The organism is Paenibacillus antarcticus, from assembly GCF_001637225.1.
GTDB lineage: Bacteria > Bacillota > Bacilli > Paenibacillales > Paenibacillaceae > Paenibacillus_AQ > Paenibacillus_AQ antarcticus.
In genome coordinates this window covers 1-12,301 of record NZ_LVJI01000013.1, presented here as the reverse complement: position 1 = coordinate 12,301, position 12,301 = coordinate 1, and the positions used below count along the sequence as shown (strand labels likewise).

The following is a 12,301-nucleotide window of genomic DNA, read 5'->3' as shown; positions in this document are numbered from 1 at the left end:
AAGTTCTGGAGACATTCTTCAGTCATTTTATAGCAGAGTGCTTCTATCTTCATTTTTTTCGTTCTGTAAAGCAGGTCGAACACGCCGTTAAGCAGTACATCCATTTCTACAACCATGAACGCTTTCAAAAGAAACTAAACAACCTGAGCCCCTACGAATACAGGACTCAGGCTGCTTAAATATTGCTTTTTGTTAATTGTCTACTTGACAGGGGTCACTTCAAAGCGATGGACGCTACCTTGGATAAGGTAGAGCTTGCTTTTCAGAAAATTATTAATGAACGTTATGCACAATATAGCGTTAGATGAATCTTAGAATAGGTCAATCTGTGTTACTAAGAATAGTAATTTAATGATTCTCTTATAAAAAGATAATTATTTGTACTGGGCTAATCAACTTTTGCCTACCTCCTGCATACACTTAGTAGTGAATGATTGTATGGAGGAGGTTCAAAGATGTCATTAAGTCGTAAACATCAAAGTAGAGAGATCATAACGAAAGCGATCTGCGGCAAAGGTCGTAAGTTCTCTACCGTAACACATACCGTAACTCCGCCACATAATCCAACCAGTATTTTAGGTGCATGGATTATAAACCATCAATACGAAGCGGTAGCGGCCGGAGACGGAATTGAAGTTATTGGTACTTACGATATCAACATTTGGTATTCCTATGACAAAAACTCTCAAACCGACGTAGCCAAAGAGACCGTACCTTATGTAGAATTTGTCTCGCTATCGTACCTAGATCCCAGACACCGGGCTTCAACAGTAGAAGTATCTGCGGAGGCAACGCAGGAACCAAGTTGTGTCGAAGCAAGTGTGTCATCGGGAGGGGGAAGTGTCATCATCCGTGTTGAGCGGGAATTCACTGTGGAACTCATTGCTGAGACCAAAGTGTTCGTACTGATCGGTCACGAAGATTATGATGATAAGGAATTTGAGTTCAGCGAGGACACAGGCGATTATGAGGACCTGGACCCTGATCTTCTGGATGATGACCTTTAACAACGAGGGTTGAATTGAAAGGTATAGCGTAGTATATGATTTGAGGGCGTCTGTGTAGAGGGCGGATGCCCTCCTTTTTTGTTTTTATTTTACGAAAGGGGGAGTCATGTAAGTGGATCAAGAAGGGTCTCTTTATGAATCAATGTCACTTTCTACCGCGCAAGCTCGTCTTATCCGTTCGGGAGTGTCTGCTCAATTCACTGAAGGTGGTGCAGGAAGTAAACAAGACACATCAACTTACCGCAGTAGATACGCAGTTCAAGTAAGTAATCTGCGTGGTTTCGATATTTGTAGACTAGGGGGTGGTGATAAAGAAATAGGACTCAGGACTGGAATAGCCATGAGATCTAGCTTGGAACTGGAACAGAACCCTCAGATGAAAAGATTAACGAAAATGGCCGTTCGAAGCTTGTATACATTAGGCCTAGCATCAGGCGAAGCCATACTCTCAACATATGGTGAACGACAATATGTTGTGGAGCGGGTTACACCGTTATCGAAATTGCGTGAGCCTACACTGTTAAGCTTATATAAGCAACACCAAGCAAATCTACATAACATTCTGGAGCAAGAGGAGAAGAATGGCATTCAACTCATGATGGGAATGGATCCTGAATTTCTACTTGTAGATGCTTCCTCGATGGAAGTGGTGCCAGCTTCTCAATTCCTTGAACGAATTGGTGAAGTAGGATGTGATGCGGTTCATATGGATGGTATTACGAGCTTCCCAGTTGCAGAACTACGTCCAGAACCCAGTCTACAACCACGAGGATTACTTGTAGAGCTTATGCATGCATTGGGGTCGGCTAAGCAATTGATTCGAGATAGATCTCTAATTTGGATGGCTGGAGGGATGCCTGTCCCAGGTTTACCCCTAGGTGGACATTTGCATTTCAGTGGTATTGTGCTCACGTACTCTCTTGTGCAGACCTTGGATAATTATCTAGCTCTCCCTGTCATGTTACTTGAGGATCATACAAGCTTGAACAGACGACCTCGTTATGGGTATCTCGGCGATTTCAGAAGGCAACCTCATGGTGGATTTGAGTACCGAACGCTTCCTAGCTTCTTGGTATCACCACTGGTTGCCAAAGGCGTCGTATTCCTCGCGTATCTGATTGTTTGTCATTATAAGGAACTCGTTCTACGACCTTTGAATCAAGAGATTATTCATAGAGCTTATTATGAAGGAAATAGGAATGTGATTCGAGGTTGTATAGAGCCTTTATTCAGAGATGTGATGTCTCTTCGTGGTTATTCGGAGTATGCCAAGTATATTGATCCATTACTGGATCATATTTCTAACGGAACGATCTGGGATGAATCAAGGGATATCCGTCCGTTATGGAATATTCCTGTGTTATAATATATCGAAGTGTGTGTTTCAATAAATGAATTTTTGAAGTAAAAGAAGATGTATGGAGGTAACTCATGGCCCAATATACGCCAATGATTGAACAATATTTGCAAGTGAAGCAGCAAGCCCAGGACGCTTTTTTGTTTTTCCGTCTGGGCGATTTCTATGAATTGTTTTTTGAAGATGCGATTGCGGCATCACGTGAACTTGAGATAACGCTGACAGGTCGCGGAGGCGGTGGGGAAGAACGTATACCCATGTGTGGTGTGCCTTACCATGCAGCTGAGGGATATATTCAGCGTCTAATAGAAAAAGGCTACAAGGTTGCTATCTGTGAACAACTTGAGGATGCAGCAACGACCAAAGGTATGGTGCGTCGTGATATAGTACGAGTCGTGACACCGGGAACCATTATGGACGGGAAGAATATTGCTGATAAATCAAATAATTACTTAGTCTGTGTTACAACATCGGGCGGGATGATGAGTTTATCTGCTTGTGATCTATCAACAGGTGAATTGTATATTACTTCTGTTCCCTCCTCTCTGGAATGGCTTCGTGATGAGATTAACATATATGAACCTTCTGAGATTATCGGTGATATGGGGATGCTCGACAGCATTCGTTCATTACAGCTTCAGGGCAATCGACCTGTTGTATATACGCCTTGGGATAAGAAAGAAGAGAGAATGGTCCGCAGTCAATTCGGTGAAGCAGCTTATGCACGTTTAGATCCAGAGAGAGCTTTATGTATCTCTGTGCTGATCTCCTATCTTAATGAGACTCAGAGAAGATCACTAGGCCAGTTAACACAAATATCTCCCTATGAACCAGGTCACTTTATGATATTGGATCCTTTTACACGTCGTAATCTTGAACTGGTAGAGACTGTCAGAGAAAGATCGAAAAAGGGCTCTTTGTTATGGCTTCTAGATAAAACAGAGACGTCGATGGGGGCTCGCCTACTCAGACGAAGAATCGATAAACCGTTGTTACATCGGAGTCGGATCGAAGAACGGCTTGAAGCTGTTGAACTGTTGTATAACCAGTTGATATTACGCGAAGATTTACGACTATCACTTCGAGAGATCTATGATCTAGAAAGACTTGTGGGAAGAATAGCCTTCGGTAATGCAAATGGACGTGATCTTAACGCACTGAAGTTGTCATTAGGGCAAATACCATCGCTTAAAGCGTTGTGTGCGGCTACACCATCCTTGACACTTGGCAAAATTGCAAGAGAGTTAGATGCGTGTGAAGATCTTCATGATGAAATTAATCAAGCAATTATAGACGAAGCTCCGATATCCGTTCGTGATGGTGGATTAATCAAGCCAGGGTATCATGAACATTTGGACGAGCTAAGAGAAGCAAGTGTCAATGGAAAAAGGTGGATTGCTGAGCTTGAAGCTCAAGAACGTGTGGCAACAGGCATCAAGTCACTGAAGATTGGGTTCAATAAGGTGTTTGGATATTATATTGAAATAACTAAATCTCATATTGCATCTGTACCTGAAGGTAGATATGAACGGAAGCAGACGCTTGCAAATGCAGAGCGATACGTTACACCTGAATTGAAAGAGAAAGAGGGACTCATTCTCGAAGCACAGGAGAAGATGGTGGATCTGGAATATGCACTCTTTTCAGAGTTAAGAGAGAAATTAAGTAAACAAATACCGCGGTTACAGTCCCTAGCTGAAAAAGTTGCAGAATTGGATGTATATCAATCTCTTGCTGCGACCAGCGCAGAACATGGTTTCGTGAAGCCGGTACTGACTGAAGACTATGACTTTATCATTGAAGGTGGTAGACATCCTGTGGTTGAGGCTGTGATGAAGGAATCAGCATTCATCTCGAATGCGACGAATTTATCTAAAGAATCAGCAAATATCTTATTGATCACAGGTCCCAACATGGCGGGTAAGAGTACGTATATGCGTCAAGTCGCATTGATCTCTATCATGGCTCAAATTGGTTGCTTCGTACCTGCGAATAAGGCAGAGATCCCTATGGTTGACCGTATATTTACGAGAATTGGCGCAGCTGACGATTTAATTGGTGGTCAAAGTACCTTCATGGTAGAAATGGCAGATATTCAAGTCATGACAGAGAAAGCAACCCCACGAAGTCTTATTATTATTGACGAACTTGGACGGGGAACCTCCACCAGTGAAGGTATGGCTATCGCTCAAGCTGTGATCGAGTATGTACATGATGAAATTGGTTGTAAAGCTTTAGTATCAACACATTTCCATGAATTATCTCATATCGAAGGTAGCTTGAAGGGATTACGCAATTATTCCATGGCCGTACAAGAAAGTGGCGATAAAGTTCATTTCTTACGTAAATTAATTCCGGGTGCAGCGGGTAGTAGTTATGGCGTGTATTGCGCTCGTCTAGCTGGATTACCCGACTCTATTATTGATCGAGCGAATACCTTACTCGAAAGCTTGGAGCACACGACAGTAACCTCTGAAGTGGCTGTAGCGAGAGAGGTTCCAGCGACTTTTGATAAAACAATGGCAACTGGAATAGCAGAAGCAAGTGAAACAAGAGTATCATCAGGGGTAGCACCAGTTACTGAGGAAGTAAATGTAACAGCAGAAGTAACGTCAAGTATAACAGTATCCCCTGAGACAAATACCGAACACACAGCGGAGAAACATACCGGCTCTTATCTCGGAAACGAGATAAGAGAAGTCAATGACGTTGTTCAGCTATCCATCTTTGGTGAAGAGGAAGTCAAACCTACCAAGAAGGAATCCATAGCGCCAATGAACCGTAACGTCACGCAGATTATCGACTCCGTCAAGAATCTCGACCTGATGAACATGACACCCTTACAAGCTATGCAATTACTTCATGAGCTAAGTGTGAAAGCGAAAGGGATCTAAAATAAACTACAACGAACGAAAAAAGGTCTCTACACCATACTCAATTCTTGCAGAAAACAATGGATTATGTTCGAAGTAGCGAAGGTGACGGAATTGTCCTGTAGAAGCGTAGCGTTCGTCTTTACGGTCTGATTTCTACCGCTAAAAAGCGGTATTTAATCAAAAAATCGGACCGTAACAACGATCGTAAGGATAATCCGTTACCGTAGCGGCTTCCAACATGAATGATTGTCAAGCACTTGGTAAGGTGTTGAGACCGAAAAGAGAGAGGGATAATTCCATGGCCAAAATCCACATATTGGACGAGCACATAGCCAACCAGATTGCCGCAGGTGAGGTTGTGGAGCGTCCTGCCTCCGTAGTTAAAGAACTTGTGGAAAATGCAATCGATGCAGGAAGCACGAAGATTGAAGTGACAATAGAAGAAGGTGGACTCCAAAGTATCCGCGTAACAGATAACGGATCAGGGATCGAACCGGAAGATTGTGAATCAGCTTTTTATCGTCATGCCACAAGTAAAATAACAAATGGCCGAGATCTTTTTCACATCACAAGTCTAGGTTTCCGCGGCGAGGCTTTACCAAGTATTGCATCTGTATCAAAGATAGCACTTACAACATCTAGTCAAGAAGATGGACTCGGACGAAAACTTATCATTGAAGGTGGGAATCTTCTTTCTAATGATGATTCAGCAGCACCTCGCGGGACTGATTTTGTGGTGAAGGAATTATTCTACAATACGCCGGCAAGGCTGAAGTATATGAAAACAATTCAGACCGAACTTGGTCATATTTCAGATTATATGTATCGCATTGCCTTATCACATCCAGGTATCGCGATTACACTGAGACATAATGATAATACGCTGTTACAGACCGTAGGAAATGGAGATCTTCTCCAGGTTATAGCTGCTATTTATGGAACACAGGCTGCAAAGGCAATGCTTCCCATTCAAGCGGAGGATATGGATTATAGCTTACAAGGATACGTGAGTATACCTGAATGGACGCGCTCGAATCGTAATGCTGTTTCAACTTTTGTGAATGGTCGTTATATCCGAAATAATGGTCTGAATCATGCGATACTGCGAGCTTATCATACGTTACTACCTATTAATCGGTATCCTCTTGCTATACTCTCGTTAACGATGCATCCATCGATCGTGGATGTGAACGTTCATCCCGCGAAGCTGGAAGTGCGTTTTAGTAAAGAAAACGAACTATATCCTTTCGTAGAACAAGCAATACATGCGGTCCTACGTCAACAGGTACTTATCCCACAGCCAGTGAAACATCCCATTGGTAACACTGGAAGTTCATCTTTCATACAAGAACAGTTCCGATTCAACAAGGATCAGCAAACGGCGAATACGGCATCAAGTAATCAGAGCGAAAAGTCATTATCGGACTCGTCTAAATTGGTTCAATCTGATATGATAGGAAGCCAATTAAGTCCACTTACGGGTTCGGTTAATTATGCTATGAATGATGTAAGTTCGGGTGTAAATCTTCCAGTGAGAGAACGTAATGATCAGAATTATAGAATCAATGGGGCTAAGGGGAATTTTCCTGAAGAAGGAAAGGGTGCTCCCTTCAATCCAGAAGTGTATGCTATTCCCAAAAATGGGTCGCCAGAAATTCCTCCATTTCCAGAATTGACACTGATCGGGCAACATCATGGGACCTATTTAATTGCTCAGAATGAAGAGGGGCTATATTTAATTGATCAACATGCCGCGCACGAAAGGATCAATTACGAATTTTATTATGAACAATTCGGACGTCCCAGTGATGCATCACAAGAACTGTTATTACCCATTACCTTGGAATTTACGCCTTCGGAGACGGAACAGTTGAAACAAAAGATCAATTGGTTCGAACAGGTAGGTGTCTATTTAGAACATTTCGGTGGACAAACCTTCCGAGTTAGAGCCCATCCGTATTGGTTCCCTAAGGGAGATGAACAATCGTTGATTGAAGAAATGGCAGAATGGGTATTAAGTGAACGTATGATTGATCTAGCCAAATTAAGGGAGAAATCATCCATTCTATGTTCATGCAAGGCTTCCATCAAAGCGAATCAGAAGCTGACGAACCTAGAATCAGATACACTTTTAGAACGTCTCGCTGCTTGTAAACAGCCATATACATGTCCTCATGGACGTCCGATTGTGATTTCATTCTCTTCTTATGATCTAGAGAAACTATTTAAACGTGTGATGTAGTTTAGCTTCCGTAATTAAACTTCTAATCACATATGACAGGAGAAAATAATGATTATTACGACCGGAAGATGTGAAGATCCAGAAAAGTTGGTCAAGCGAGCTAAATCTTTGGCATTGGATTTAGGATACAACTATGTTCCTCGCCAGAGGACATCAATTACAAAGTTAGTTCAGGCTTCGAAGGAATCTGTAGCGCTTGTAGTGTTAGAGAATGGTGCTAGATTAGTCAGACCTGGTCATCCGCCTATCGATTATCATCCAAGTATGGGTTATGTGAGAGTGAAACGCGTGTTAAAGGGCGATAATGATCCTATGTTAGATGCCTCAGGAATGCAAGCAGGGTATTCCGTATTAGATTGTACCGCTGGATTAGGAAGTGACTCACTCGTGTTTGCTGTGAAGGCTGGACCTGAGGGTAAAGTTATCTCATTGGAGAGCTCGAGTGATTTGGCTGCGTTATTGAAAGAAGGTATGAGCCATTATGTCACGGATCTAGAGCAAGTGAATGAGGCGATGCGTCGAATCGAAGTAAGACATGGTGATCATTTGGATGTATTAAAAGAAATGCCGGATGATAGCGTTGATATTGTATATTTTGATCCGATGTTTCGGCAGCCTTTAATGGCATCTTCAGCGATAAATCCGTTAAGACAATTCGCCAATAGTGACGCACTTAGCGTAGAGAGTATCCAAGAAGCAGAACGTGTAGCCAGAAAGTCTGTTATTCTAAAAGAAAAATGGGGTTCTCCTGAATTTGCACGACTGGGCTTCCAAATGTTAGAACGTTCCAATTCAAATATCACGTATGGAGTGAAATTCCTTGACAATAGAGACTAAACCTGCCTTGCTAGTGTTGTTAGGTCCTACGGCAGTGGGTAAGACGAAGATGAGTATCGAAATTGCAAAGTATTATGGATGTGAGATTATTTCGGGCGACTCCATGCAAGTATATCGACAGATGGATATTGGAACAGCCAAAATTTCTAAAGAAGAAATGGAAGGCATCCCGCACCATTTGATCGATATTCATGATCCGGATGATCCTTATTCGGTAGCTGAATTTCAAGAGCAGTGTCGACGATTAATTGGGGAAATTCATGATAGAGGGAACATTCCATTTATTGTTGGAGGAACAGGGCTATATATTGAGTCTGTTTGTTACGGGTTCGAATTTACCAATGTTGGTGCAGATGAGGATTTCCGAAAAGAACAATTCGCCTTTGCGCAGAGTCACGGTGCGGAAGCCTTACATGATCGTTTAAAGCTTGTAGACCCTATCAGCGCTGAGAGATTACACGCAAATGATCAACGAAGAATCGTTCGTGCGCTCGAAATTTTTCATCTTACGAATACGACTCTTTCAGCTCAAATGGCCGCTCAAACGAAAGAATCGCCATATGATTTATGTATCGTAGGTTTGACAATGGATAGACAAATGCTATATAAACGTATTGAAGCCCGTATTGATGAGATGATTGAACAAGGTCTGGTAGAAGAAGTGAAATCATTGATTCAAGGGGGATACGGACCAGGTCTAATCTCTATGCAAGGTTTAGGCTACAAGGAGATCATATCTTACCTACAAGATGAGTTAACATGGGATGATACGATCTCGCTATTGAAACGGGATACACGTAGATTTGCCAAACGTCAGTTGTCCTGGTTTCGCCATATGAAGGACATTACATGGGTAGATGTCACGACTGCGGATAATTTCTCTGAGAATTTCGCTTCGATACGTGATATAATAGCAGGGAAGTTTCTCTCAGATATTGAATATATATCTAAACAATCTAATTGAACTATTGGGGGTACGGCTAATGAACAAATCCATTAATATTCAAGATACTTTTTTGAACCAACTACGTAAAGAAAACATTTCAGTTACCATCTTTTTGGTTAACGGTTTTCAAATCAGAGGAACGATCAAAGCATTCGATAACTTTACGGTTGTTGTGGATAGTGAAGGCCGCCAACAAATGTTATTTAAACATGCGATTTCAACTATTACTCCACAACGTAACGTTTCATTAATGCAGGACCCTTCAACAGAGGCTTAATACTTATGAAACCTTTTCGGGAGTAATTTCGTTTAAGAGAATAGGAAATAGACTATGAGCAACCTTATGGGTTGTTCTTTTCATTCCGATACTAGAATTAGGATTTAGGGAGGCAACCACATGGCTAACAATCGACCTACAAGGGCGAATGCAAATACAGAACCGCCTAAGAAGAAGAAAAAGAAAAGAAAGTTATCTAAAAAACGTTTGTTTTGGACGTTATTTTTTACAGCCGCTGTTGCAATTTTTTGTGCATTGGCCGGATACTTGTTCATTACAGTGAATGGCGAAAGACTTTACAATGAGAATAAAGATAAGATGATTGTTGCTGAAAATTCAAAAGTATATGATCGAAATGGGAAATTGATGGGTCAATTATCCATTCAAAAGAGTGAACCTGTGGATAGTGATCAAATTCCTGATTTACTGAAGAATGCATTTATTGCAACAGAAGATAAACGATTCATGGAACATGGCGGTGTGGATATTTGGTCCATCGGTCGTGCCGCTGTTAAAGATATTATTGCTAGAGCCAAAGTAGAGGGCGGCAGTACCATTACGCAGCAGCTTGCTAAGAATATCTTCTTGACTCGTGAGAAAACATTCTTCCGGAAAGCGACAGAAGTATCTATTGCGATGGCATTAGAGAATAATAATACTAAAGATGAGATTATTACGATGTACCTTAACCGTATTAACTTCGGTGGACAAATCTATGGTATCAAGGCTGCATCTCAATATTATTTTGGGGTAAATGATCTGAATAATTTGAAGGTCTGGCAGATGGCGACATTGGCTGCCATGCCAAAAGGACCAACTAAATACAACCCTCTTCGGAATCCTGAGAATTCAAAGGAGCGTCGTGCAATCGTACTGCAATTGATGCAGGAGCAAGGGTATATCACAGCTGAAGAGAGAGAGACAGCTAAGAATGTGGTATATGACTATACACCGCCTGCTAAGAAGCAACAGTATCTAGCGTTTATGGATTATGTCATGAGTGAAGCCGAGGAAGTAACAGGGTTATCTCAAGATGATCTGAATGTCGGCGGATATAAGATCTATACGACGATGGATGCCAATGCACAACAAGTTATTGAAAAAGAGTTCGCCGATGATAGTAATTTCGAGAAGAGTGCCGATGATGTTCAGGTACAGGCTTCTATGGTGATCATGAATAATGACACTGGGGCTATTGTAGCCTTAATGGGTGGTAGAGACTATGAGCGTAAGGGGTATAGTCGTGTTACAAGTAGCCGGAGGCAGCCTGGATCGGCTTTGAAACCAATTGCGTCCTATGCTCCGGCGTTGGAGTCGGGCCAATATACGAAAGACTCCCTACTAAGTAATAAGAAGCAATGTTTCTCAAATTACTGTCCGGGAAATTTACATGGCTATTCAGATACAATAAGTATGCCAGATGCGATTCAGAAATCTGAGAATATTCCAGCTGTATGGCTATTGAATGAAATTGGTGTGAATACCGGATTTAAGTTCGCAGAGAAGATGGGTATTTCACTGGATAAAGAAGATAAGAATCTTTCACTAGCATTGGGCGGTATGAGTAAGGGGACGAATACACTTGAGATGACTCAGGCCTATAGTGCATTCGCCAATGGTGGTACGTTGAATGAAGCTTATTCAATTAAACAGATTAAAGATAGTGATGATAAAGTTAAATACGAGCATAAAAAAGATGGCGTAGAAGTGATGAGTAAGGACACTTCTGTCCAAATGACGCAAATGATGAAAAATGTTGTTGACAGTGGTACAGGGAAAAAAGCGGCCATTAGTCGACCGGTTGCTGGGAAGACAGGCACGACTCAAAGTGGTATTAAAGGTAATAATTCGAACCGTGATGTATGGTTTGTTGGGTATACCCCAGAATTAACAGCAGCGGTGTGGATGGGCTACGACAAGCCGGATAAAACCCACTTACTTCATAAGAGTAGTTCTCTAGCTGCGACATTCTGGGGGAAAGTCATGGAGCAAGCAATACAAGGATTTGAAGCGAAGAGTTTCCCTGAATCAGAGACGGTGAAACCGCCGGTAGAAGTACCTGTAGTACCGGATATCGTAGATGTTGTGACTGGCTTAAGCGGAGCTTATGATCCGAATACTCAGATTGTATCCTTGAATTGGAACGGTGTAGAAGGAAATAACGTGCAATATCATGTATATCGTAAAGAATCTTCAGAGAGTGAATTTAGATTAATTAAGGATGCTGCCACTGCAAGTAATATTGAAGATTTCGACATTGTAGAAGGATTTACTTACGAATATTACGTAACAGCATTCTTCGCAGACACAAATACGGAATCAGAAAAGTCTAATTTCGTTCAGGTATTTACAGAACCTCTGGAACCTGAAATTGAGCCAGAGCCGGATGTGGAACAACCAGATATTAATAACGGAAATGGTAATGGTAACGGTAATGGTAATAATGGAAGCGGCAATGGGAACGGTAATGGGAATGGGAATAATGGAAACGGAAATAATGGAAATACAGGTGGTGGCACTATACCGGGAGTCCCAGAGACTAACCCAGGAACAGGTGGAGAGTCTATACCGCCTGATGGAACAACGGTTCCTCCTGAACAAGTAGTTCCTCCTGTTGGTGAGGATTCGGGTGTCACTAGCCCTGAAGATCCAGGATCGGTCAATACAGGCACAACAGAGAACAACGTTGAATCACAAGGGACTACAACGCCATAAATACTTTGAGAAAGCCTCCGATTTTTCGGGGGCTTTTTTTAAAA

9 protein-coding genes are annotated in these 12,301 nt (G+C 41.9%); all 9 read left to right on the top strand.

The window, feature by feature from the left end; translation table 11 throughout:
* The first annotated feature begins 5 nt into the window (after window positions 1-5).
* Window positions 6-179 (top strand): IS3 family transposase, encoded by a 174-nt coding sequence (locus tag PBAT_RS26360; protein ID WP_084402921.1) that lies wholly within the window; start codon window positions 6-8, stop codon window positions 177-179.
* A 276-nt stretch (window positions 180-455) separates the two neighbouring features.
* Entirely contained in the window at window positions 456-1,007 is a 552-nt protein-coding gene (locus PBAT_RS08580; RefSeq protein ID WP_068648547.1) for an outer spore coat protein CotE, read from the top strand.
* A 112-nt stretch (window positions 1,008-1,119) separates the two neighbouring features.
* Complete coding sequence (locus PBAT_RS08575; protein ID WP_246168262.1) at window positions 1,120-2,373, top strand: putative amidoligase domain-containing protein; 1,254 nt, start codon at window positions 1,120-1,122, stop codon at window positions 2,371-2,373.
* A 65-nt stretch (window positions 2,374-2,438) separates the two neighbouring features.
* Complete coding sequence (gene mutS, locus PBAT_RS08570; protein WP_068648545.1) at window positions 2,439-5,258, top strand: DNA mismatch repair protein MutS; 2,820 nt, start codon at window positions 2,439-2,441, stop codon at window positions 5,256-5,258.
* A gap of 280 nt (window positions 5,259-5,538) precedes the next feature.
* Window positions 5,539-7,482, top strand: a complete 1,944-nt coding sequence (gene mutL / locus PBAT_RS08565; RefSeq protein WP_068648544.1) for a DNA mismatch repair endonuclease MutL — start codon at window positions 5,539-5,541, stop codon at window positions 7,480-7,482.
* A 48-nt stretch (window positions 7,483-7,530) separates the two neighbouring features.
* Window positions 7,531-8,319: a class I SAM-dependent methyltransferase gene (locus PBAT_RS08560; RefSeq protein WP_068648540.1), complete on the top strand. Its 789-nt coding sequence runs from the start codon at window positions 7,531-7,533 to the stop codon at window positions 8,317-8,319.
* Entirely contained in the window at window positions 8,303-9,283 is a 981-nt protein-coding gene (gene miaA, locus PBAT_RS08555; RefSeq protein WP_068648538.1) for a tRNA (adenosine(37)-N6)-dimethylallyltransferase MiaA, read from the top strand. Before PBAT_RS08560 ends, miaA begins: the two co-directional genes overlap by 17 nt.
* Before the next feature lie 19 nt (window positions 9,284-9,302).
* Window positions 9,303-9,542 carry an RNA chaperone Hfq gene (gene hfq, locus PBAT_RS08550; protein WP_068602034.1) on the top strand — a complete coding sequence of 80 codons (240 nt, stop codon included), beginning with the start codon at window positions 9,303-9,305 and terminating at the stop codon, window positions 9,540-9,542.
* A 120-nt stretch (window positions 9,543-9,662) separates the two neighbouring features.
* On the top strand, window positions 9,663-12,257 hold the full coding sequence (locus tag PBAT_RS08545) for a transglycosylase domain-containing protein (RefSeq protein ID WP_068648537.1): 2,595 nt from the start codon (window positions 9,663-9,665) through the stop codon (window positions 12,255-12,257).
* Window positions 12,258-12,301 lie beyond the last annotated feature (44 nt).

What these genes read in the sequence shown, in the direction of transcription:
- mutS (WP_068648545.1), top strand. Translation starts at nt 2,439, where the DNA reads ATGGCCCAATATACGCCAATGATTGAACAATATTTGCAAGTGAAGCAG.
- PBAT_RS08560 (WP_068648540.1), top strand. Translation starts at nt 7,531, where the DNA reads ATGATTATTACGACCGGAAGATGTGAAGATCCAGAAAAGTTGGTCAAG.
- hfq (WP_068602034.1), top strand. Translation starts at nt 9,303, where the DNA reads ATGAACAAATCCATTAATATTCAAGATACTTTTTTGAACCAACTACGT.
- PBAT_RS08580 (WP_068648547.1), top strand. Translation starts at nt 456, where the DNA reads ATGTCATTAAGTCGTAAACATCAAAGTAGAGAGATCATAACGAAAGCG.
- mutL (WP_068648544.1), top strand. Translation starts at nt 5,539, where the DNA reads ATGGCCAAAATCCACATATTGGACGAGCACATAGCCAACCAGATTGCC.
- PBAT_RS08545 (WP_068648537.1), top strand. Translation starts at nt 9,663, where the DNA reads ATGGCTAACAATCGACCTACAAGGGCGAATGCAAATACAGAACCGCCT.